The sequence below is a fragment of the Flavobacterium antarcticum DSM 19726 genome (assembly GCF_000419685.1).
Classification (GTDB): domain Bacteria; phylum Bacteroidota; class Bacteroidia; order Flavobacteriales; family Flavobacteriaceae; genus Flavobacterium; species Flavobacterium antarcticum.
Window position 1 is genome coordinate 65,821 of record NZ_ATTM01000004.1, and the last position, 23,851, is coordinate 89,671.

Genomic DNA, 23,851 nt, shown 5'->3' on the forward strand with positions numbered 1-23,851 from the left:
GAAGACTCGGGATTGCGAGATAAAAAGTAGCTAGAAATGTAAAATAACACTTCTAAAACAAATAGAGAATTCCTATTTCAGCAACTGAATTTTATTCCGACCTAAAATAAGTTGGCCGCTTTCTTCCAACTGTTTTAAAAGTCTTGAAACAACTACTCGTGCTGTTCCTAACTCGTTTGCAAGTTGTTCGTGAGTGATTAATAAAGTTTGAGATTTAGTCATTTCCGACTTTGTTTTAAGCAGATTAAGCAAACGCTCATCCACTTTTTTGAAAGCGATTGCGTTGATAATTTCTAATAATTCTTCAAATCTTTTATGGTACAATCTGAAAATATAATCCAACCATTGCGGATAATCTTTAATGAAAAGTGCGACTTTATCCATTGGAAGAAATAAAATTTCGGCATCTTCCTCTACTTCTGCTTTGACTTTACTGGTTTCGTTATGCATACCACCAAGAAATGACATGATGCAACTTTCACCCGCTTTAATGTAATATAGTAAAATTTCCCGACCGTCGTCCTCTAACCGAATTACTTTCATCACTCCTTTTGTAACAATTGGAATAGAACGAATATGTGCATTTTCGTTTAAAATAATACTTCCCGCTTCGTAATTTTTTTGAATGCCAAATTCATATAATTTCGCAACTAATTCAGGAGAGGTTTTAAATTCGGTAATTTCTTCAAGTGGATTCATTGAGTAAAGATATGGATTGTTTTGTAGAACAATTTAACTAAAATAAATTTTAATATTCTAATTAAAAAAATAAGAATCAATTGCAAATTCAATTTTTAGACGAATTTTTAAAGGTAGAATTAAACCTTTTCATTTATCTTTAGTCCAATACCTAAACCAATAATTTGCAGGACGAGAAGGAATTTATCGACCAGTTATTGCATCCAAAAACGCAAAACGAAGCATTTGAAAAACTAATTAAAGATTTTCAGCGGCCGTTGTATTCCCATATCCGAAGTATTGTTTTAAATCATGATGACACGAATGACGTTTTGCAGAATGTTTTTATAAAGGTATTTCAGAATTTGAAAAACTTTAAAAGAGAGAGCAAACTCTTTTCTTGGGTTTACCGAATTGCTACGAATGAATCGATAACATTTATAAATCAGAAAGCAAAAAAGAATCACATTTCTTCGCAAGAATACGCACAGAAGGAAATTGATAATCTTAAAGCAGAAACTTATTTTGACGGAGACGCAATTCAATTAAAATTACAAAAAGCCGTCGCATTACTGCCTGAAAAACAGCAATTGGTTTTTAATATGAAATATTTTCAAGAATTAAAATACGAAGAAATATCAGAGATTTTAGGCACCACTGTTGGAGGTTTGAAAGCTTCTTACTTCCATGCTGTTAAGAAAATTGAAGATTACATGAATGCCGGTTAAACCATTTACTTTTTTAAAAGTCAAAGAAACATGAACAAATTTAGTTTAGAGAGCCATCCTAAAATAACGAGCGGATTTACTGCTCCGGAAAATTATTTCGATAATCTTCCGGATATTATTTTGGAAAAAATAAAAGAGGAACAACCTAAGAAAGGGAAAGTAATTTCTTTAAAAAACCTTTCTTACGCGGCAGCTGCTATTTTAGTTCTTGCTTTAAGTATTCCTTTTTTTACTTCAACTGCAAATATTTCTTTAGAGCAAATTGACACAACTACATTAGAGAACTATATTTCGTATCAATCAAACGTTTCGCAATATGAATTAATCAATTTAATGAACGAGAACGAACTGGAAGCGATGTCTGTTAATCTAGGTATAGAAGACCAAGCCATTGAAGAAATTTTGATGAGCAACCCAAATTTTGAAAATTATATTACCGACTAACTATGAAAACAAAACACTTTATAACTGTACTTTTCTTGATGTGTACCATTACTTTTTACGGTCAAGAAAATAAAAAAGAAAAAATAAAAGCATTGAAAATAGCCTACATTACTAAAGACTTAAGCCTTTCAAGTAGTGAAGCAGAGAAATTCTGGCCTGTTTACAATTCTTTCGACGAAAAACAATTTGATCTAAGAATGGTTAAAATGCGAAAAATTAGACAAGAGTTGAAAAGCAAACCGATAGAAAATTTTTCAGATGCAGAAGCGAACGCACTTTTAAATCAAATTGATAATTTAGAGGACGAATCGTATCAAAATAAGAAAAAATTGATAACTGATTTGCGCAAGATAATCAGTCCTGTAAAAATTTTAAAACTCAAACAAGCAGAAGACGACTTTAATAAATCGTTATTAAAACAATACCGTAAGAGAAATTAAAAATTCTATAGGATTTGTTAAGCTTTAATTTTTTACTTTTGATGCAAAAGAAATTGAGATGATTAATGCTTCGGCTAGCGGGTGGATTGATAAGTTTTTTGCTGAGCAAGGAACTTCAAAGGCGCTTGTTAAAGATTATCCTGAATCATTTTATGAACGCATTCGTTCAACGGGGTTTGTGTACGGTCATATTATTTCCTTCGACACACAAAAACCAATAGATACAAAAGGATGGATCAGTGAGGAGGTTTCTAAAGTAGCATTACTGAATACGCTTTACACCACTTTTGAAATGATCACACAAGAATCAGATCAAAAAGTATTTATTACTACTGCACTATTTTTCTACAAGAAAATTCATCCGGAAACATTTAACCTTCTAAAGAAAATTTTACCGGAAGATAATGCGAGCCAAAGTTTAGAGAAATTAATAAACGAGCGTGTAAAAACCAACGGTAATGCGTTTAGTAAAAACTTTTCGCACATTGTTACTAACGCTTTATTGTTTGAAGATGTTTTGGCATTTATACATTATCTTATTCACGACGAAGTTCCGCTGAATTATCTTAAAAAGTTGGAAGAAGCAATCGTTAGTGTTGTTTCTTTAGCTTTAAAAACCAAATCGAATCCTTCAAAATACGATGATTTGTTGACCAAATTATTTGAAGCATCGGTACGTTTTACAAAATTTTCAAATGTCAATGTCGAAAATTTAGAAGCGTTACAACTCGATTATTTTTCTTCGGTTTTAGAAAAGTATTACTTGATTGATATGGCCGGTTTAGCCATGTGGAGTGACGAAAAAATTGAGCAAACCGAAGCATCATTTTTGTATGAACTAGCAAAAGTGTTAAAAGTAAATTCTACATTTGTTACAGAAAGTATTCAAAGTACAGACTTATTTATCGAGAAACATAAGAAGGAAATTCCGTACTTTAATTATTCGAATCCCGTAAAGCATTTCTACGATCAAGCTACTCAAACGGTTGTAGTTCTGATTACTAGAAACAAAAACCGACTCTTAAAAGAACTTTCACAAAGTGGCGAACTTATGGTTCTTCTAGCGCATTCAACTCACCGTGATTTGAATGAAAAAGAAAAGAAAAAAGTAAAAAAACAACTGCTCGATATTTGCAAGACCATTCCGTCTTTGACTATATTTTTATTACCTGGAGGAAGTTTGCTTTTACCTATTTTAATAAAATTTATCCCAAAATTACTACCGACCGCTTTCAACGAAAATTTAGAATAAAAAAAACCGCTTCTTTTCAGAAACGGTTTAGTATTTAAATGAGTTTTAGACTATTTATCTAATTCTATTTGAAGTGCTTTTGCTTTTTCTTTCATCTCAAGTGCTTTGTAAACACTTAGTAAAACTTCTTTTGCATCTTTATTCTTCTTGTCTAAGCTTGTTGTTTTTTCTAAAAGTTGCACTACATCTTTCAAAATAGTTTCTCTCTGTGTTTTTAATACGTCGTACTTTTTGTTTTCAGCAGCTGATGTACCCAATTTATTCATTTGGTCTAAAACCAACTGAGCATCGTCAATGCGAATCGCCGCCAAGTTATAGTATGCATTTGCATATTCAGGTTTTAGCGCAATTGCTTTTGTATAATACGTTTCAGCATTTTTATTGTCTTTGTTCTGACCACTTACAACACCTAAGTTATAGTATAAATCAGCATTGTTAGGCTCTTTTTCCAAAACTTCTTTGATCAGTTTTGCATAAGTTGCCATGTCGTTCGTCTTCAAATAAATATCTGCTTCTGAAATAATCAATGAAGTATCGTCTGGATTGGCTTTTCTAGCATCCACAATGGCAGCTTTTGCTTGTTCCGTTTTACCTTCACTCGCTAAAATTAACGCAATGTTTTTGTAGATTTCGCCACGTTTAGAAGGTTCTTTTTCTTCAGTTGGTTTTTCGTGTGTTCCAAGTTTAACAGATTGGTCTCTATCTGCTTTACTACCAAAGTAATCCACATTATCATTTACCTTATTAACAGCTAAATAATTCGTTCTTTCTCCAGAATAATCTAAGTCTTTTAAGATCTTGTAATGTTCCAATGCCGACTTATAATCGTTAGCATTCACTGCATAACTTGCAGCATAATACAACTTTTCAGTATCTGTTGGGTCAAGCAGGTAAATTCCGTAAAGAACACTAGATGCATCACTAAAACGTTTTTGGTCTCCTAAACTTACCGCATAGGATAATAAAGTTGGTTTATATCTCGTTACTAATTCCTGAATTTTTTTAGTAAGAACTGACTTTCCTGATTTTTTTTCATACATCAAAACAGCATTCGTATTTTCAGCAAACTCAACAATTTTCGCAGGCGTGAAATATTTAAGTGCGTTTTGTGGATTTGACTGGTTTTCTGGTTTAGCCATTGCTTCAGTCATTTCAATAAAAGGAACAGTGGAAGCGTAGAAGTTTAAATAAACAGTGTCTTCTTCATTTGAAGAGGAAACCAACGGAGTTGCTGTTGCAACCGCCGCTTTATAATTCATTACATCTTTCGTACTAATTTTATCTTTCTCGTAGATTTTCTTAAGCGTTTTAAACTCGTCTTTTTGGGCAAAAGCACCCATTGAAATTAATAGAGCAGTCGCTAGTATACTATATTTTCTATTCATCACTTTAAAATTTAAGTTAGTTGTTTAAATTATTATTCTTCCGTATCAGTATCAAGAGATTCGTCTGACGGTTCTGAATCTTCTGAGGTTGCACTATTTTCTCCGTCGGTTCCTTCAATTAATTCTTCATCTGTTTTAATTTCTTCTTCGTCGTCTTTCATTACTTTCGTAACAGCAGCAATTGAATCGTTTCCTTTGATGTTGATTAATTTCACACCTTGAGTGGCACGACCCATGACTCTTAAGTCTTCCACTGCCATTCTGATCGTTAAACCTGACTTATTGATAATCATCAAATCATCGTTATCGTTTACCGCATTGATTGAGATTAAAGCTCCTGTTTTCTCTGTAATATTAAGGGTCTTAACTCCTTTACCACCTCGATTTGTAATTCTGTACACATCAACGCCGTCTTCTTCTACTAATTTTGTACGTTTTCCGTATCCTTTTTCAGTAACAACGAGAAGTTGCGTATCGTTTACATTGTCCTTATTAACAGAAACCATACCAATTACCTCGTCTTTGTCGTCTTGAAGCGTAATTCCACGAACACCTGAAGCAGTTCTTCCCATTGGACGGGTTTTACTTTCCTCAAAACGAACCAATTTACCGGATTTCACTGCCACTAAAATTTGGCTTTCACCATCCGTTAATTTAGCTTCTAATAATTCATCGTCTTCGCGAATAGTTATCGCAGCTACTCCATTTACTCGTGGACGAGAATACTGTTCTAACGAAGTCTTTTTCACTTGACCTTGTTTGGTCACCATAATCACATAATGGCTGTTGATGTAATCCAAATCTTTTAAATCTTGCGTACAGATAAAAGCTTTCACTTTATCATCGCTTTCAATATTGATCAAGTTTTGAATTGCACGTCCTTTACTTGTCTTACTTCCTTCCGGAATTTCGTAAACACGCATCCAGAAACATTTTCCTTTTTGCGTAAAGAACATCATATATTGGTGATTAGTAGCCACAAACATGTGTTCCAAGAAATCTTGATCTCTTGTTCCTGCACTTTTCTGTCCTACTCCACCTCTATTTTGTGTTTTGTATTCGGTAAGATTTGTACGTTTAATATAACCAGCGTGCGAAATGGTAATAATTACATTCTCATCCGCAATTAAATCTTCAATACTTACATCTCCACCTGCATATTCAATTTGAGAACGACGCTCGTCACCGTATTTATCACGGATTTCAATTAATTCTTCTTTGATTAATTCCGTACGTAAATTAACGTCTGCTAATAAAGCTTTCAAATGCTCAATTAATTTCATCAATTCTTCGTATTCAGTTCTTAACTTGTCTTGTTCCAGACCTGTTAATTGACGCAAACGCATTTCTACAATTGCTCTTGCTTGAATATCTGAAAGTTTAAATCTTTCAATTAATTTTTCACGTGCTTCTTCTGTGTTTTTCGAACCTCTGATTATCGCAATTACCTCATCAATGTTATCCGAAGCAATAATCAAACCTTCTAAAATATGCGCTCTTTCTTCGGCTTTACGTAATTCAAATTGCGTTCTACGAACCACAACATCATGACGGTGTTCGATGAAATAGTGAATCATGTCTTTTACGTTCAACATTTGTGGACGCCCTTTCACAAGCGCGATATTGTTGACACTGAAAGAAGATTGTAATTGTGTATATTTATATAAGGTATTCAAAACCACGTTTGGCGTTGCATCACGTTTCAAAATATAAACGATACGCATTCCATTTCGATCCGATTCATCACGGATATTTGCAATTCCTTCAATTTTCTTTTCGTTTACCAAATCAGCAGTACGTTTGATCATATCTGCTTTGTTCACTTGGTACGGAATTTCAGTAACGATTATGCATTCGCGTCCGTCTACTTCTTCAAAACCAACTTTAGCACGCATAACAATACGTCCTCTTCCTGTCTTGAAAGCTTCACGAACACCGTCATAACCATATATTACACCACCTGTTGGAAAATCGGGTGCTTTGATGTAGTTCATTAACTCATCAATTTCAATATCATTGTTATCCAGGTAAGCTAATGTTCCGTCAATAACTTCTGTAAGATTGTGAGGAGGCATATTTGTAGCCATACCAACAGCAATTCCTGTAGCTCCATTTATCAATAAAGTTGGAACACGCGTTGGCATAACAGTTGGCTCATACAACGTATCGTCAAAATTCAATTGAAAATCAACGGTTTCTTTTTCGATATCTGCCATGATTTCTTCCGAAATTTTACGCATTCTCGCTTCCGTATAACGCATTGCTGCTGGACTATCGCCATCTACAGATCCAAAGTTACCTTGACCGTCTACCAATAAATAACGCAAACTCCATTCTTGTGCCATACGAACCATCGCGTCGTACACAGATGTATCTCCGTGTGGGTGATACTTTCCTAATACTTCACCTACAATCCTTGCAGACTTCTTATGAGCTGATCTTGAAGTCACTCCTAAATCGTACATTCCATATAAAACTCTACGGTGTACAGGTTTCAAGCCATCTCTAACATCAGGAAGTGCTCTTGACACAATAACCGACATCGAATAATCGATGTAAGCTGATTTCATTTCCTCTTCTATGTTTATTGGAATTAACTTTTCTCCGTCAGACATATTATCTATTTATATTAAAAATTCGTTTACTCTAAAAATCCCGCTAATATAACCTTTTTTAAGAATTTTTCAGGTATAAATGACATGGAAATTTCCCGAATTTATTAACAATTACTTGCTTTTAATTGGTTTTTACCTTGTTCGTTAAAATCTGCAAATAAAATACGCTTTCGCCTTTGAGTCGATGTGTTGAAATGAGTAAATTTTAATGGAATAGTTTGTAAAAGTTGAAGAATGATCAAGTGTAGAACTTCGATTTGACGTTGCATTAGAGATAACTAGATTTAATATAATAGTATACGTCTTTTTAGTAAGTTCAAAAAGAAGCACAGTGAGAACTTAAAGAATTATTGGTATAAAAAAAATCGCTGAATATCAGCGATTTTTATCTTCATAGCAATTTGCGTCGTATTTCTTACAATGGTCTTCTTCCTGAAATCAATCTTAATAATACAATGATGATTGCGATTACTAATAAGATGTGAATCAATCCTCCTGTAGCGATTCCTGCTCCTAAAATGCCGAAGAATCCAAGAGCCCAAATGATTACTAAAATAACTGCGATTGTGTAAAGTAAATTTCCCATAATGTTTGTTTTTGTTGGTTAATTATATATTAGTTTTTTTATTAATGCTAAAGTACTACCTACTATTCTAGATCAGATTACAAGATATGAATATTATGTTACACAATTATTATCAAACAGTTACTGGCACTATAATACGAAAAAAAACGGCCTCCCAAAAAAATTCAGAAGGCCGTTTCACCAAAAACAATTTAAAACAAAAAACTTAATTTCTTATATAGGTTTTTTACCTTGAATTACTCGTAATATAATCGCGATTACAGCGATTACAAGTAAAACGTGAATGATTCCGCTTGTTACAAATCCTCCTAAAAATCCGATTGCCCAAATGATAATCAGAATAACTGCAATTGTGTACAATAAATTTCCCATAGCTTTTTTTTTATTGGTTAAATTATAATGTCAAAGATCCTCATTAATAACAGATTGTGCTTTATGAAATTATTTTGAAATGTTATAAAATTATTTTGTTTCAATTTCAAAAATCTCTTTTTGAATTTCTACGGCGTAATCGTTTGGTATAATTTTACGTCCGTAACGTAGCGAGTAAACCTTTGTAAACTCAGCTCCGAAGTATAAAATAATAGCAGAGTAATACACCCAAACCAGTATTATAACCACTGAGCCTGCTGCACCATAAACACTCGCTACAGTTGAATTTCCTAAATAAAATCCAATTGCAAATTTTCCCAACATGAAAAAGAAAGAAGTAAAAGCAGCTCCTATAAAGGTGTCTTTCCAACTCATCGTTCCATCAGGTAATGTTTTAAATATTATAGAAAATAAAAGTGTCGTACTCGCAAAAAGGATTACGGTATTTAAAATATAAAATACATATACCGTCAAATCAGGGAAATAAATTACAAGTTGGTTGTTTAAAACATCCATAACCGTATTCACCGTTAAACTGACTAAAAGCAGAAAGCCAACTGCCGCAATCATTGAAAAGGACATCAATCGGTTTTTAATAAATTTTATTAATCCCTTATTTGGTTTCGCTTTCAAACCCCATATATAGTTGATCGAACTTTGAATTTCAGCAAAAACACCAGAAGCACCAATTAATAACATGATTCCGCCAAAAATTGCAGCGAACATATTACTGTCCGATAATTCGATGTTTTTAATGGTATCTTGGATTTGAATAGCAGCATCGTTTCCTACCATTCCATTTATTTGTCCAAAAAACTGACCTCTAACTGCTTCTTTACCAAAGAATAACCCAGTTACTGATAAAATAATTATCGACAAAGGCGGTAAAGAAAATATGGTATAATAGGATAAGGATGCACTTAATTTTATAGCATTATCCTCTAAAAACGCATCAAAGGTTTCTTTTAGAAGTCCCCAAGAATTTTTAAAAAGCTCTTTCTTTTTCATTTAAATTGTTTTGTAAACAAAGTTACTTTCTAAAAGAGAGCTCCACTTACAGATTTTACAGATATAGTTATAATATTATAAATTTTACAGCGCTAACTAACCGATTTAGCAAACAACTTTTCGATTGTTTCAAACAAAATTTCTGGATTAAAAGGCTTAATAATGACATCCGAAATCCCATGTTCTTTCGCTTTTGCTTCCACTTCTCCACGTTCAAATGCGGTTAAAGCGATAATAGGAGTTTCAATGCCAAGTTCACGAATAATTTTAGAAGTTTCATAGCCGTCAAGAATTGGCATACTGATGTCCATTAATATTACATCAAAAACATTTGTTTTTAATAATTCAATAGCCTCATGTCCACTTTCCGCTATTGTACATGGATAATTTTTGCGTTGAATAATCTTCTTTGTTACGATCTGATTGATCTTATTATCCTCCACTACCAAAATATGCAATTCTTTTTTCATTCGTTTTTCTTTTGGTGTACTGTTAATTTCTACCGGCTTCGTATCCAAATATTCAAATTCTATAGCGAATTTAAATGTAGTTCCTTTATTTTCTTCACTCTCTAAGGAAATGGTGCCGTTAAAAAGTTCGACTAACTTTTTAACGATTGGCAATCCCAATCCTGTTCCCAAGTAATCACCTTGCTTCCGTTCAATTTGAACAAATTTATCAAAAATTCGTTCCTGATCTTCACGCTTTATTCCCAATCCCGTATCGCTGATGGCAAACTCAACTGTGCACTTTTCACTTTTCTTTTCTAATACCTTTACTTCAATACTAACTTTCCCGTTTTTGGTAAATTTTAAAGCATTGCTGATCAAATTTATTATAATCTGCGACAGTCTTAATTCATCTCCAACTAATTGTTCAGGTAGCTCTTCATCAACACAAACGGAAAGCTGATTCCCATTTGTATTAGCCATAAAGGTCATCGAATTATTTATGATTGCCAATTCTTTCCGTAAATCAAAATGATTCTTCTTCAGAATAATCTTATTTTCTTCTACTTTATTGATATCTAACAAATCATTTACTAAAGCTAATAAATATTGTGCAGAAAAATGCAGTGAATGCAAGTTTTCTTGGTTAACTAAATCTTTATTTTCTTCTAAAATTATATTTGACAGTCCTACAACTCCGTACAAAGGCGTTCGCAACTCATGACTTACCGTTGAAATAAACTGCGATTTCAAAACAGAATGTTCTTCCGCAGTATTTTTCGCCGCTAATAATTCCTTATTTTTCAGAAACAAGGCACTATTATTTTTCTTAACAAGTTTTTTATTCCTGTACAAACTATAAATCAAAACTAATAGAATAATCAGAATTACGCAAAAACCAATAATAAGGATGCGAGATTCTCTAATTTTTTGATTTTGCAGTTCATTTTTAATTTCGATTCTTTCAAATTGAAATCGATATTCATCTAATTCAATCTGAGTAGCTACTTTATCTATTGTGTCAAGTTTATCCTCTGAAGCCACATCTACCTCGAACGCTTTCGCCAGTTTGCTATATCTTTTGCCTTCTATTAGATTGCCGCTATTCAAATAATGATTAGCAAAATTTTGATAAACATCCTGCAACTGGTAAGGCGATTCAAAAGTTTTAGCAAAACCAATTGCCTTTAAAAAATTTTCTTCTGCCTTTTTATTTACTCCTTTTAAACTGTAATACTTGGCTAATAAATCATGATACGTAATCTTGGATTCTAGGTTTTCACTCTTTTCAATATAGGAACTCAACGGTTTTATGTACGCCATTCCAGAATCAGGGTTTTCCAATTCAAAATACGCATTTGCAATATTTAAGCGTATGAAAGTGATTTGCAAACTGTCTTTGACCTTTTCAGCTAATTCCAACGACTTATCATAAAATCGAATACTTTCCTTGATATCAATATTATTGTAATAATAAACGCCGCCAATATTTGAATTAAGCCACAACCGCAAGGTATCATTATCAACCTTATTCGCGTAAGCCAATCCTTTAGTGTAAAAGTTTAAGGCGCGATCTGACTGCGAAAAATCACCGTAAATACTACCAATTAAATTATACGAAAGTGCGAGGTGATATTCATCGTTATTATTTAACGATAGGGAAAGCGCTTCTTTAGAAAGATTGAGTGCTTTTATATAGTTTTGTTTTTTGTAAAAAGAGGCTGCTTCATTTAAAAGTAATTCTGCTTTTGCCGAATCTTCCTTGTTTTGCGAATGACTAAAAATAGAAAAAATACCAATTATAAATAAAAATAAAATTCTCACGAAATAGATTTAAGGGGAGTGAAAAGTATAAAAAAAATCCCAATTTTGAGTTGGGATTTTGTAATTTAATTAGTTACGAATTAACTTTCTATATTTTATTCGTTTCGGTGTCAAGTCGCCACCTAATCGTTTCTTTTTATTCTCTTCATACTCACTAAAACTTCCTTCAAAGAAATACACTTCAGAATTTCCTTCAAAAGCTAAAATGTGTGTGCAAATACGATCTAAAAACCACCTGTCGTGCGAAATTACAACAGCACAACCAGCAAAATTTTCTAAACCTTCCTCTAAAGCTCGAAGTGTATTAATGTCCAAATCATTCGTAGGCTCATCCAATAAAAGTACGTTTCCTTCTTCTTTTAAAGTCATTGCCAAGTGCAAACGGTTTCGTTCTCCACCAGACAACATAGAAACTTTCTTGTTTTGGTCGCTTCCACCAAAGTTAAATCGGCTTAAATATGCACGTGAATTGACTTGACGACCACCCATCATAATTAATTCTTGTCCGTCTGAAAAGTTTTCCCAAATTGATTTATTAGGATCAATATTCGTATGCGACTGATCTACATAAGCGATTTTTACAGTCTCACCTACATTAAATGAACCCGAATCCGTTTCTTGTTCACCCATAATCATTTTGAAAATAGTAGATTTACCAGCACCATTGGGTCCGATAATTCCAACAATTCCCGCTTGAGGCAATGTGAAATTTAAATTGTCATATAATAATTTGTCACCAAATGCTTTTGCAACATTAGATGCTTCAATCACATTATTCCCTAAACGTGGTCCATTAGGAATGTAAATTTCTAATTTCTCGTCCAGTTCTTTTTGGTCTTCGTTTAATAATTTATCGTAATTCTGCAAACGCGCTTTCTGTTTCGATTGTCTTCCTTTCGCTCCTTGACGAACCCAGTCCAACTCACGTTCCAACGTTTTTCTACGTTTAGAAGCTACTTTTTCTTCAGAAGCCATTCGCGTAGACTTTTGGTCCAACCAAGAAGAATAATTTCCTTTCCACGGAATACCTTCTCCTCTATCCAACTCTAAAATCCAACCTGCAACATTATCCAAGAAATACCTATCGTGCGTTACTGCAATTACGGTTCCTGAATATTGAGCCAAGTGTTGTTCTAACCAAAGTACACTTTCTGCATCCAAGTGATTCGTAGGCTCATCTAGAAGTAAAACATCAGGTTGTTGCAATAATAATCTACACAATGCCACACGTCTTTTTTCTCCACCAGAAAGTACACTTATAGGTGTATCAGGGTCTGGCGTTCGTAAAGCATCCATTGCGATTTCAAGTTTGGTGTCAATTTCCCAAGCTCCTAACGCATCAATTTTATCTTGTAAAGCTGCTTGACGATCCATCAATTTGTCCATTTTATCTGGATCAGAATAGTTTTCTTCAAGACCAAATAAATCATTGATTTGATTGTACTCTTCCAAAACTGCCATCGTTTCTGCAGCTCCTTCACGAACAATTTCAATTACGGTTTTAGTTTCATCAAGTTTAGGTTCTTGTTCTAAATAGCCAACCGTATATCCAGGAGCGAACGTAATATCACCTTGGTAATTTTTATCTTCTCCAGCAATGATTCTAAGTAAAGAAGATTTTCCCGAACCATTTAGACCTAAAATACCAATTTTAGCACCGTAGAAAAAACTTAAATAAATATTTTTAAGCACCTGTTTGTCGCTGCTTGAGTAGGTTTTACTCAATTTCTGCATCGAAAATATGACTTTTTTATCGTCTGACATAACTGATTATTTTATTTTTAAATGACCACAAATATAGCTAAAATAAGTGAGAATCTAGCGGCAAAATTGGTAGTAATTGTGGTTGTTGCTTCTTGGCTTTCGCCAAATTTAAACGCGTCCTTTCAATGCATTAAACACCCAAGCAATCGCAAAAAACCCGATACCAACGGCTGCAAATCCCCATCCAGAAACGTCGCTGTAACGGAAAGCTCCCAAACCTATTAATAGTAAGCCCATTAATACCATTATAAAAGTAGCCCATCCTAAAATGGTGTTTTTATTCATTCCCATAGCAATCAATTTTTCGACAAATATCGTGAAATTCACAAAAAAATAAAGGAATTAATTGTCTTTTTAAGTAAATCATATTTTTTTACAGTAAGATTTCAAATGAATAATTTTTAAACTAAAAAAAGCACACTGAAATTACGTTCAATATGCTCTTTTGACTTCTGTTAGTAACTAACCAAACTATGGTATAAAGTTAATTGAAAAACAAATTCGAAAACTACCTACAAGTAGTGATTTTTAATTAAAAACAGAGAACAACAATGTTTTGTATAATTCTTTGTCATTTAAAGTGGCACCAACACCTTTACTTTTTACATCAATATCGCGCAAAGCCGCTACAATTTGGCTTACTTTTCTCATGGGATAATTCTTTGCAGCCATTTCATAATCACCCACAAAATACGGACTTATCTTGAGTACACTTGCTGTATTTTTTGGAGATTTATCTTTTAATCCATGGTATTGCAAAAGTTTAGAAAAGAAACTGAATAAAATTCCCGTTACGGCAATTACGTTGTGATCTTTTGGGTTGTCATGAAAATAATAAGCTATCGAATAGGATTTTAGGACATTTTTTTGTCCAATTGCTTTTTGAAATTCAAAAATATTAAAATCCTTACTGAAGCCAATGTTTTTTTCAATCACTTCTGGTGTAATAGTTGATCCTGCAGGTAAAACAATCGCTAGTTTGTCAATTTCATTTGAAATTTTACTCAAATCGTTCCCTAGAAAATCAATGAGCATTGCTGATGCTTTGGGCTCAATATCTAATTTTTTACCCGATAAAACCCGTTTCAACCATTGAGGCAATGCGGTATCATATAATTTTTTACTTTCAAACAAAAGCGCCGTTTTTTCAATGGTTTTCACCATTTTCTTTCGTTTGTCGAGTGTTTTGTATTTATAACAAACTACTAAAATCGTCGTAGGGGTCGGATTGTCAACATATGCTTCTAATTTATCAATTGTACGCGACAAATCCTGAGCTTCTTTAACAATAACAACTTGGTAATCCGACATCATAGGATATCGTTTACACGTCGAAATAATATCTTCCACTTCCACATCGCGACCGTACAACACCGTTTGATTAAAACCTTTTTCTTCTTCGGTCAATACATTTTGTTCAATATAATCAGACAATTTATCAATGTAATACGGTTCATCACCCATCAAAAAATAAATAGGTTTGATCCGTTTCTCGTTTATGTCTTTGACAATTCTTATAATTTCATCCATTGGAACGTCTTTCATTTTCTAGAAATAGAAAGTGAATTTTGCATCCATTTAAAATTTGAATCTGTAAACAAATCCCTATTTTTGCTGAATGCAACCACTTCTATTTCCGCCGTATAAATTTCGTTTCAAAAATAGGGAAAATAAAGTAGCCATCTTTGATGAAATAAGGAAAAAATTTATAATCCTTACTCCTGAAGAATGGGTGAGGCAACATGTAGTGCATCATTTAATTTACGACAAAGCCTATCCAAAATCTTGGATCAATGTGGAGAAATTAATCAAATTAAATGACTTAACTAAACGATACGATGTGGTCGTATTCAATCCCGACGGTTCGATTTTCTTGCTTGTGGAATGCAAAGCACCTGAAATTAAAATCAGTCAGCAGACGTTTGACCAAATCGCACGTTATAATTTGGCGTTAAAAGCAGACTATTTAATGGTAACTAACGGATTGGAACATTACTTTTGCCAAATGGATTATGCGAATGAAAAGTATCATTTTTTACAAGATTTGCCGTCCCTTATAAATCATAAAATTTAGATTCGACCTTATCAATGAAAGTAGCCGTCGTCATTTTAAACTGGAATGGAGCTGAATTGTTACAGCAATTTATGCCTACAATAATTGCTTATTCTAGAGAAGCAATTATTTATGTTGCTGATAACGCTTCGACAGATGATTCCATTCAAGTCCTGCAAACTGAATTTCCTGAAATACAAATCATTCAAAATACTGCTAATTTTGGCTTTGCCAAAGGATATAATGAAGCGTTGAAGAATTTAGATGCGGATGTTTATGCTTTAGTAAACTCGGATATTGAAGTCACTCCAAATTGGTTGCAACCCATTATTGAAACTTTTAAAAATGAAAAAGAAACGGCTATCATTCAGCCGAAAATCTTAGATTTTAAAAATAAAAGTAAGTTTGAATACGCTGGTGCCGCAGGAGGATTTATTGATTCTTTTGGCTATCCATTTTGTCGAGGTCGCATTTTTGATACCGTTGAAGAAGATTTTGGCCAGTATAACGATGCGGTAGAAATTTTTTGGGCTTCTGGCGCTTGTTTTTTTATTCGTAGTGAAGTATTCCACCGTTTAAATGGTTTTGACGATTCGTTCTTTGCCCATCAGGAGGAAGTGGATTTATGTTGGCGTGCTTTTAATAATAACTATACAACTAAATTTATTCCTGATTCTGTTGTTTACCATGTTGGCGGTGCTACTTTACAACACGGAAATCCGCGGAAGACTTTTCTGAATTTTAGAAATTCCTTATTGATGTTGACCAAAAATCTTCCGAAAAACATTCTATTTACAACATTGATTATGCGAATGTTACTGGATGGAATAGCTGGATTCCAATTTATTTTTCAAGGAAAATTCAAACATTTCGGAGCAATTTTAAATGCGCATTATTCATTTTATCTTAATTTTCGATCAAGCTATAAAAAAAGAGATGTGGTTCAACGTAAAAATTACTACAAAACAAAATCGGTCGTATACCGTTATTTTATTAGAAACGGCAAGGTATTTGGAGACATACTTTAACAATAGTTTAGGTAATTCCGTTGAAAACTATCTTTTATTAACCTTAAATTTGTGTAGAAACTAAAAAAGAAAACATTTATGAAAAAAGTATTTTTAGCCTTATCATTAGTAGCGTTCCTAGCTACTTCATGCGGTACCAAAAAGAAAATTACGGAGTTGGAAAACCGAAACAAAGAGATTCAGGATCTTTTAAATACGGCTACAGTTAAACTGAATACTTGTTTGACTGAAAAAGACGGAATTGCCAGTCAATTGGATTTCTTGAAAAAGAACAACTCTGATTTGATTAACAATATGGGTAACTTGACTACTTTGTCAACAAAAGGAGCTGAAAACATTGAGAAAGCGTTAGAAAGCATGAAAGAGAAAGATTTAAAAATCACTCGTATGCAAGATGCTTTAACTAAAAAAGACAGCGTTACTTTAGCATTAGTTTCTAGTTTGAAACGTACGGTTGGAATTTCTGATCCAGATATTGAAATTAACGTTGAAAAAGGCGTTGTATTTATTTCTATCGCTGATAAATTATTGTTTAAAAGCGGAAGTTATGTAGTAAGCGATCGTGCTAAAGAAATTTTAGGAAAAGTTGCGAAAGTAGTAAACGACAAACCTGAGTTTGAGTGTATGGTAGAAGGTCATACTGATAACGTGCCTTTCATTAGCAATGGTACTTTATTAGACAACTGGGATTTAAGTGTAAAACGTGCGACTTCAATCGTTAGAGTATTAGCGAAAGATTTTGGTGTAAGCCCAAAACGTTTGATTGCTGCAGGACGTGGAGAATATGTTCCGTTAGTAGAAAATACTTCTGCTGAAAACAGAATGACAAATAGAAGAACACGTATTGTTGTTCTTCCTAAAATCGATCAATTTTACGATATGATCGAAAAAGAAATGAAGAAATTGACTAAATAATTAATAGTCAAAAATCATAATCAAAGGTTTGGAGCATTGCTTCAAACCTTTTTTTTTACCAAAAACCTAAATTTTTAGAAATTATATTCGGTGGCCAACAGTTAGTTTCATCAATTTTTGTCAAAAGCATTTCTAGATTAAGGTATTTTCAGTAAATTCGCAACTCAAATTTAATACACATTAAAATGAATAAGAAAGTAGTTATAGTATCAGCTGTTCGTACGCCAATTGGAAGTTTTATGGGAGCCTTATCAACGGTTACCGCTCCACAATTAGGTGCTGCAGCGATTAAAGGTGCTTTAGAAAAAATAAATTTAGACCCTTCAAAAGTGGATGAAGTAATTATGGGTAACGTAGTTCAAGCAGGCGTTGGTCAAGCTCCGGCAAGACAAGCGGCTCTTTTAGCTGGTTTATCTAATGAAGTTGCTGCAACTACTGTGAATAAAGTATGTGCTTCAGGAATGAAAGCGGTAATGCAAGGTGCTCAAGCAATTATGGCAGGTGACGCTGAAATTGTTGTTGCTGGAGGAATGGAAAACATGAGTTTGATTCCACATTACGTACACATGCGAAACGGAAATAAATTTGGTCCATCTACTATGGTGGACGGAATGCAAAAAGACGGACTTACAGATGCTTACGACAATAATGCAATGGGAGTTTGTGCTGATTTATGTGCAAAGGAATATGAGTTTTCAAGAGAAGATCAAGATAAATTTGCCATTCAATCTTACGAACGTTCTGCAAAAGCATGGAGCGAAGGTAAATTTGCTAATGAAGTTGTTCCTGTAGCAGTTCCTCAAAGAAGAGGTGACGCAATTATCGTGGACAAAGATGAAGAATATACTAATGTGAAATTAGATAGAATTCCAACTTTAAACGCTGTTTTTACAAAAGAAGGAACCGTAACTGCTGCAAATGCTTCTACAATTAATGACGGTGCTGCGGCATTGGTTTTAATGAGTGAAGACAAAGCAAAAGAATTAGGCATCAAGCCACTTGCTTATATTAAAAGCTATGCAGATGCTGCTCAAGAGCCAAAATGGTTTACAACTTCTCCTGCAAAAGCATTACCAAAAGCATTGGATAAAGTAGGAATGAAAATCAGCGATGTTGATTATTTCGAATTTAACGAAGCTTTTGCTGTTGTTGGATTAGCTAATGCAAAAATTTTAGGATTAGAAAATGATAAAGTAAACGTTAACGGTGGTGCAGTTTCTTTGGGTCATCCTCTTGGTTGTTCAGGTGCAAGAATCATTGTAACTTTACTAAATGTATTAGAGCAAAACAATGCTAAAACTGGTGCTGCTGCAATTTGCAACGGTGGTGGTGGCGCTTCGGCAATTGTTATTGAAAGAATCTAATAAAATAATATTCTGTAAATGGTGAATTTTAGATAAAATGAATTAATTTCAATTTTTATTTAAAATTCATCATTTATTTTTAAATCCAACTGCATGTTCGGAATTTGTGAACTCGCCAATATACCGTTACGTTTTGAACCAAATGATCGAAGTGAAATTGTTTCACAGGTGCTCTTTGGTGAATTTTTTGAAATAACGGAAACTACTAAAAATTGGCTCCGAATCAAATTGCACGACGATGGATATGAAGGTTGGATCGATAGCAAACAAAGCCGGCCTATTTCAGAAATAGATTTTAAAAAATTAAACAAAACCGCTGTCGTTTTAAACGGTGATTTGGTCGAGTATATTTCAACGAAAGAAAATATTTTGATTCCAATTCCGTTAGGTTCTTCGGTCTCATTTTTACAATTTCCAGAAATTAACACAGCAAATTACTTGTTTGAAGGATTAGAATCAAAAGGAATTCAACCAAAGGAAAAGCTTATTGAGACGGCATTTCTTTATTTAAATGCACCTTATCTTTGGGGTGGAAAAACACCTTTCGGTATCGACTGTTCGGGTTTTACACAAATGGTCTATAAATTAAACGGTTATGCTATTTTGCGTGATGCTTCTCAGCAAGCTACTCAAGGCGAAGCTTTAAGTTTTATCGAAGAAAGTGAACCGGGTGATTTGGCATTTTTTGACAATGAGGAAGGCAAAATTATTCACGTAGGAATTATTATGAACGACAATTACATTATTCACGCCAGTGGAAAAGTACGCATAGATCGTTTAGACCACTTGGGAATTTTCAATGCAGAAACCAATCGACATACACATAAGTTACGTGTAATCAAACGAATTATTTAGCTTCAGGACAAATTACTTCTGTTAGAACAGTCGCACTATCAAAAAATAATTTCTTTGGATCTTTAAAAATTATTTTTCGATCAACTTCTTCTACATCTCCGTACGCTTCAATCATTATTTTACCTTTCCGAAGAAAAACAATTTCTCTTTCACTCTTTTTTCCTTCCGACATAAAGGTATAATTGGCTCTTAAAGTATCGCCGACCATCTGACCTACAATTGTTCCGTTATTTTTATCTTTTTCAAAAAACAAATAGGATAATTCTCCCTTAATTGCTTGATTTTGCTCAATATGCAAACTCAAATTTATAGTGTCATTTTTAATTATTCCCTGGTAACACACAATTTGAGACTCGTTCGACACCATTTCTTCCTGTACCGTTGGAGTGACCAAAGGTTGATTTACTTCTTTTTTACAAGATGATAAAATAAAGACAGCGAGTAAAGGAAATAATAGTTGGTTTTTCATAGTTGTGAAGTTGTTTTGAAATAAATTTCAGTTATAAATATACAGAAAAAGGAATTAAAAAAAGCAAAACATTCTCCGTTGAGAATATTTTGCTTCAAACTTAATTTTTATAAAAATTTTAAACAACGTCCAAATCAACCTTAGTTTGGTCTGCAATTGCTTTATAAGTTCCATTTTCTAATTTTTCTCGAATTGCTTCGAAAGCTGATAATGTTTGATCGATATCAGCAAATGTATGTGATGAAGTAGGAATTACACGTAATAAAATCATTCCTTTTGGAATAACTGGATAGATAACAATAGACAAGAAAATTCCGTAGTTTTCTCTCAGGTCATTTACCATTACCATTGCTTCAGGCACACTTCCTTCTAGGTAAACAGGTGTAACACAAGTATTTGTATCACCAATATTAAAGCCTTTTGTTCTTAATCCGTTTTGTAATTTATTTACATTTTCCCAAAGTTTATCTTTTAATTCCGGGTGATTACGCAACAATTCTAATCGCTTTAAAGAACCTATTGTTTGAATCATCGGCAATGCTTTCGCAAACATTTGAGAACGCAAGTTGTACTTTAGATAATCGATAACTTCTTGATCTGCAGCAACAAATGCTCCAATATTCGCCATTGATTTGGCAAAAGTAGAAAAGTATACATCAATTCCATCTTGAACGCCTTGTTCCTCACCTGCTCCAGCTCCTGTTTTTCCAAGCGTACCAAAGCCGTGTGCATCATCAACTAATAATCGGAAATTGTATTTCTTTTTCATTTCTACAATTTCTTTCAACTTACCTTGTTGACCTCGCATTCCAAAAACACCTTCCGTGATGAATAAAATTCCTCCACCCGTTTCTTCCGCCATTTTGGTAGCACGTTGCAGGTTTTTCTCCATACTTTCCAAATCATTATGCTTGTAGGTATATCGTTTCCCGCTGTGCAAACGAACGCCATCAATAATGCAGGCGTGACCGTCCACATCGTAGACAATAATATCGTTTCTTGTTACCAAAGCATCAATGATCGAAACCATTCCTTGATAACCGAAGTTCAATAAATAAGCAGCTTCCTTCATTACAAAAGTGGCCAATTCGCTTTCTAATTGTTCGTGGTATTTCGTATGACCAGACATCATTCGAGCACCCATAGGAGCTGCTGCACCATATTTAGCTGCTGCATCAGTATCTGCTTTTCGTACTTCTGGGTGATTTGCTAGACCTAAGTAGTCGTTCAAACTCCAGTTTAAAACTTCTTTACCTTGAAATTGCATTCTTGGACCTAAATCTCCTTCTAACTTTGGAAATACAAAATAACCTTCCGCTTGTGAAGCCCATTTCCCTAAAGGACCTTTATTGTTTTGAATTCTTTCGAATAAATCTTTTACCATGAGTTTTATTGTGTTAAAAAACGCCACAAAAGTACGAATTTTAAAATTATTACGAGTAATGGCAAGGCTTTATTTTATGTAAGTTTCAAAATAAACGGTTATTTGTTGGTAAATTTGCAGAAACTATAAATAGATTGTTTTACCTTTAATGTTCAAAAATTAAAATAATGCCTCAACATACAACAGAACTAAAATTAGCCGTATTAATAGATGCTGATAATGTACCTTACAGCAATGTAAAGGGAATGATGGAAGAAATCACTAAATACGGAACGCCAACCACAAAGAGAATTTATGCGGATTGGACACGTCCCAATGCCAATGGTTGGAAAAATGTTTTACTGGAACATGCCATCACTCCTATTCAGCAATACAGTTACACTTCTGGAAAAAATTCGTCGGATTCTGCGTTAATTATTGATGCAATGGATTTACTTTATTCCGGGAAACTAGATGGTTTTTGTATTGTGTCAAGCGACAGTGATTTTACGCGATTAGCAACAAGACTTCGGGAAGCTGGTATGAAAGTGATTGGAATTGGTGAACAAAAAACACCAAAACCTTTTATCAGTGCCTGTGACCGTTTCATCTTTATAGAAGTTATAGAAGGAGCCATAAAAAAGAAACCGGCTAAGAAAACAACCGAAGTAGATTCTAAAAAATCAGTGGGGAAAGAAATTTCAAAAGTGGCTGAAAAACCTCAAGAAAAACCACTTAATAAAATTGATGAACCTACCATCGAACTTATTGAATCTACGATAGACGACATCGCTGACGACGACGGTTGGGCGTTTTTAGGTGATGTAGGAAATTTAATTGTTAAGAAGAAACCTGAATTTGATCCTAGAAATTATGGATTTGTTAAGTTGACTCCAATGATGAAATCGTTGACTGACATTCTAGAAATTGACGAACGCGAATCTGAGAAAAAAGGAATCAAACACGTCTACGTAAAATTAAAGTACAGCTAAAGCACTATACTTGTTGTGTAAAATAATTAAATCCGTTTCGGTACGAAATAGCATTTCACTTTGCTTGATTAATATTTTAGAGTAATAGTTTTTATCTTTATTTTTTAATTTATTTCTTTTTAAGAGTTTTAAAGTACCTTCAGAATATTCATTCTGAAGGTTGATTTTTAACTGCAGCAGATATGCTTCAACGGTGCTATTTTTTCCTTCATCCCAAACATTAGATCCACACTCATAATTTAAAATCAGCTGCTGCAAAGAATCAATATGTTTTTCTAATTGTATTCTATTTCTTAAATAGCGTCTGTAATAATAATTCTCGGCAGTTCCTTTTTTGCTTGTACTTCTGTATATAATAAACGCGCCTACACCAAATACAATAATTGTGAAGAAAATAAAAAATTCCATACTATTGTAAATTTTGTTAAATAAATTATGATTTACTTATGTAAATATACAGAAATAAAGCACTAACATTAAAAATACCGACAAACTGCTAATTTTAACGTTAAACAGCAAGCTGCGTTTAATAATTGACATTAAGTGATTTATAAATGAACGTGAACTTATTTTGCATTTAATAAAACAAATTTATAACAAAAAAAAAGACAGTAGCGTTAAACTACTGTCTCTCTTAAAAAATTTTAAAATTCTATCCTATATACTCAAGAAAAATGATTCTCTGTTGAGTCCAGAAGTCTGATATTGCCAATTAATCTTTAAAACGTGTCTGATGATATGTTTTAAGCGATCAAAGTCACTGGGCTTGTGAATGTAAATATTAGCGCCACCACTTAGCGTTTCCTCAATATCCTTCTCAGAATTAGAAGTGGAATAAATTGCAACAGAAATATCTCTTAATTTTTGATTCGATCGTATAAGTTTTAGACAATCAAAACCAGAAAGACCAGGCATATTTAAATCTAAGAATAAAATATGAGGCAATGCGATATCATCTTGATTCAAATAATCCATTAATTCCTGTCCTCCATTGAACATTTTTAATTTAGAATTAAACTCCATTTCATCAACAGCAGATTTAAAGAAGAATCGATCATCTTCATCATCATCAGCTAAGACGATATACATTTGTTCTGCATTTAATTTCATAAGCAAGTTTTTATTTTGGGGTAATGTGATTAAATAAATTTAACCACGTAAACAAATTTAAAAAAAATATTAAACAAAGTCAAAAAATAACTACTTATTAATAATTTCTTATTTAAAGTCCAATAAATTAAATTAATTTTTAAATATTTTGAAAAAA

Annotated in this window: 24 protein-coding genes; 10 read left to right on the plus strand and 14 right to left on the minus strand. The window is 33.3% G+C overall.

The window, feature by feature from the left end; translation table 11 throughout:
• Nucleotides 1-72 precede the first annotated feature (72 nt).
• Nucleotides 73-699: a Crp/Fnr family transcriptional regulator gene (locus YWA_RS0107630; protein ID WP_022827917.1), complete on the minus strand. Its 627-nt coding sequence runs from the start codon at nucleotides 697-699 to the stop codon at nucleotides 73-75.
• A 164-nt stretch (nucleotides 700-863) separates the two neighbouring features.
• Here YWA_RS0107630 and YWA_RS0107635 point away from each other — a divergent pair, with 164 nt between their 5' ends.
• The 4 genes from YWA_RS0107635 to YWA_RS0107650 are packed head-to-tail and all read left to right on the plus strand — an operon-like array spanning nucleotide 864 to nucleotide 3,542.
• Nucleotides 864-1,406: an RNA polymerase sigma factor gene (locus YWA_RS0107635; protein WP_022827918.1), complete on the plus strand. Its 543-nt coding sequence runs from the start codon at nucleotides 864-866 to the stop codon at nucleotides 1,404-1,406.
• Between the two features lie 30 nt (nucleotides 1,407-1,436).
• A complete protein-coding gene (locus YWA_RS0107640) occupies nucleotides 1,437-1,850 on the plus strand; it encodes a hypothetical protein (RefSeq protein ID WP_022827919.1) in 414 nt (137 codons plus the stop codon).
• Nucleotides 1,851-1,852: 2 nt separating this feature from the next.
• Nucleotides 1,853-2,290, plus strand: coding sequence for a hypothetical protein (locus YWA_RS0107645; protein ID WP_022827920.1), 438 nt, complete (start codon nucleotides 1,853-1,855; stop codon nucleotides 2,288-2,290).
• Between the two features lie 58 nt (nucleotides 2,291-2,348).
• Nucleotides 2,349-3,542, plus strand: coding sequence for an LETM1-related biofilm-associated protein (locus tag YWA_RS0107650; RefSeq protein ID WP_022827921.1), 1,194 nt, complete (start codon nucleotides 2,349-2,351; stop codon nucleotides 3,540-3,542).
• A 50-nt stretch (nucleotides 3,543-3,592) separates the two neighbouring features.
• Here YWA_RS0107650 and YWA_RS0107655 read toward each other — a convergent pair whose 3' ends face one another.
• The 9 genes from YWA_RS0107655 to holA all read right to left on the minus strand — a co-directional run bounded on the left by YWA_RS0107655 (nucleotide 3,593) and on the right by holA (nucleotide 15,075).
• Nucleotides 3,593-4,927: a tetratricopeptide repeat protein gene (locus YWA_RS0107655; protein ID WP_022827922.1), complete on the minus strand. Its 1,335-nt coding sequence runs from the start codon at nucleotides 4,925-4,927 to the stop codon at nucleotides 3,593-3,595.
• Nucleotides 4,928-4,959: 32 nt separating this feature from the next.
• Entirely contained in the window at nucleotides 4,960-7,542 is a 2,583-nt protein-coding gene (gene gyrA / locus YWA_RS0107660) for a DNA gyrase subunit A (protein ID WP_022827923.1), read from the minus strand.
• Between the two features lie 415 nt (nucleotides 7,543-7,957).
• Nucleotides 7,958-8,128, minus strand: coding sequence for a lmo0937 family membrane protein (locus YWA_RS15670; protein WP_022827924.1), 171 nt, complete (start codon nucleotides 8,126-8,128; stop codon nucleotides 7,958-7,960).
• A 213-nt stretch (nucleotides 8,129-8,341) separates the two neighbouring features.
• The gene (locus YWA_RS15675; RefSeq protein WP_022827925.1) at nucleotides 8,342-8,500 is read right to left on the minus strand and encodes a lmo0937 family membrane protein; all 159 of its coding nucleotides are present in this window, start codon (nucleotides 8,498-8,500) and stop codon (nucleotides 8,342-8,344) included.
• Nucleotides 8,501-8,590: 90 nt separating this feature from the next.
• Nucleotides 8,591-9,508, minus strand: a complete 918-nt coding sequence (locus YWA_RS0107675; protein WP_022827926.1) for a YihY/virulence factor BrkB family protein — start codon at nucleotides 9,506-9,508, stop codon at nucleotides 8,591-8,593.
• Nucleotides 9,509-9,600: 92 nt separating this feature from the next.
• Nucleotides 9,601-11,781 carry a tetratricopeptide repeat-containing hybrid sensor histidine kinase/response regulator gene (locus YWA_RS0107680; RefSeq protein ID WP_022827927.1) on the minus strand — a complete coding sequence of 727 codons (2,181 nt, stop codon included), beginning with the start codon at nucleotides 11,779-11,781 and terminating at the stop codon, nucleotides 9,601-9,603.
• Nucleotides 11,782-11,850: 69 nt separating this feature from the next.
• On the minus strand, nucleotides 11,851-13,545 hold the full coding sequence (ettA, locus tag YWA_RS0107685) for an energy-dependent translational throttle protein EttA (protein ID WP_022827928.1): 1,695 nt from the start codon (nucleotides 13,543-13,545) through the stop codon (nucleotides 11,851-11,853).
• Between the two features lie 108 nt (nucleotides 13,546-13,653).
• The gene (locus YWA_RS14800) at nucleotides 13,654-13,830 is read right to left on the minus strand and encodes a CAL67264 family membrane protein (protein WP_245557709.1); all 177 of its coding nucleotides are present in this window, start codon (nucleotides 13,828-13,830) and stop codon (nucleotides 13,654-13,656) included.
• A gap of 243 nt (nucleotides 13,831-14,073) precedes the next feature.
• Complete coding sequence (holA, locus tag YWA_RS0107695) at nucleotides 14,074-15,075, minus strand: DNA polymerase III subunit delta (protein ID WP_026718662.1); 1,002 nt, start codon at nucleotides 15,073-15,075, stop codon at nucleotides 14,074-14,076.
• A gap of 88 nt (nucleotides 15,076-15,163) precedes the next feature.
• On the opposite strand from holA, the gene YWA_RS0107700 reads away from it, so the two are divergent.
• The 5 genes from YWA_RS0107700 (at nucleotide 15,164) to YWA_RS0107720 (ending at nucleotide 19,760) form a co-directional block, all read left to right on the plus strand.
• A complete protein-coding gene (locus YWA_RS0107700) occupies nucleotides 15,164-15,619 on the plus strand; it encodes a type I restriction enzyme HsdR N-terminal domain-containing protein (RefSeq protein ID WP_022827931.1) in 456 nt (151 codons plus the stop codon).
• Between the two features lie 14 nt (nucleotides 15,620-15,633).
• Nucleotides 15,634-16,626: a glycosyltransferase family 2 protein gene (locus tag YWA_RS0107705; RefSeq protein WP_022827932.1), complete on the plus strand. Its 993-nt coding sequence runs from the start codon at nucleotides 15,634-15,636 to the stop codon at nucleotides 16,624-16,626.
• Between the two features lie 78 nt (nucleotides 16,627-16,704).
• A complete protein-coding gene (locus YWA_RS0107710; RefSeq protein WP_022827933.1) occupies nucleotides 16,705-17,541 on the plus strand; it encodes an OmpA/MotB family protein in 837 nt (278 codons plus the stop codon).
• A 185-nt stretch (nucleotides 17,542-17,726) separates the two neighbouring features.
• Nucleotides 17,727-18,905, plus strand: a complete 1,179-nt coding sequence (locus YWA_RS0107715; protein WP_022827934.1) for an acetyl-CoA C-acyltransferase — start codon at nucleotides 17,727-17,729, stop codon at nucleotides 18,903-18,905.
• A gap of 93 nt (nucleotides 18,906-18,998) precedes the next feature.
• Nucleotides 18,999-19,760, plus strand: a complete 762-nt coding sequence (locus YWA_RS0107720; protein WP_022827935.1) for a C40 family peptidase — start codon at nucleotides 18,999-19,001, stop codon at nucleotides 19,758-19,760.
• Here the strand turns inward: YWA_RS0107720 and YWA_RS0107725 are convergent.
• Together YWA_RS0107725 and YWA_RS0107730 are read right to left on the minus strand one after the other, a co-directional pair.
• Complete coding sequence (locus YWA_RS0107725; RefSeq protein WP_022827936.1) at nucleotides 19,753-20,229, minus strand: hypothetical protein; 477 nt, start codon at nucleotides 20,227-20,229, stop codon at nucleotides 19,753-19,755. The two genes, YWA_RS0107720 and YWA_RS0107725, sit on opposite strands and share 8 nt — an antisense overlap.
• 118 nt (nucleotides 20,230-20,347) lie before the next feature.
• Nucleotides 20,348-21,613: an aminotransferase class I/II-fold pyridoxal phosphate-dependent enzyme gene (locus YWA_RS0107730; RefSeq protein WP_022827937.1), complete on the minus strand. Its 1,266-nt coding sequence runs from the start codon at nucleotides 21,611-21,613 to the stop codon at nucleotides 20,348-20,350.
• A gap of 167 nt (nucleotides 21,614-21,780) precedes the next feature.
• On the opposite strand from YWA_RS0107730, the gene YWA_RS0107735 reads away from it, so the two are divergent.
• A complete protein-coding gene (locus tag YWA_RS0107735) occupies nucleotides 21,781-22,584 on the plus strand; it encodes an NYN domain-containing protein (RefSeq protein ID WP_022827938.1) in 804 nt (267 codons plus the stop codon).
• Here YWA_RS0107735 and YWA_RS0107740 read toward each other — a convergent pair.
• A complete protein-coding gene (locus YWA_RS0107740) occupies nucleotides 22,570-22,992 on the minus strand; it encodes a hypothetical protein (RefSeq protein WP_022827939.1) in 423 nt (140 codons plus the stop codon). The two genes, YWA_RS0107735 and YWA_RS0107740, sit on opposite strands and share 15 nt — an antisense overlap.
• 249 nt (nucleotides 22,993-23,241) lie before the next feature.
• On the minus strand, nucleotides 23,242-23,694 hold the full coding sequence (locus tag YWA_RS0107745; protein WP_022827940.1) for a response regulator: 453 nt from the start codon (nucleotides 23,692-23,694) through the stop codon (nucleotides 23,242-23,244).
• Nucleotides 23,695-23,851 lie beyond the last annotated feature (157 nt).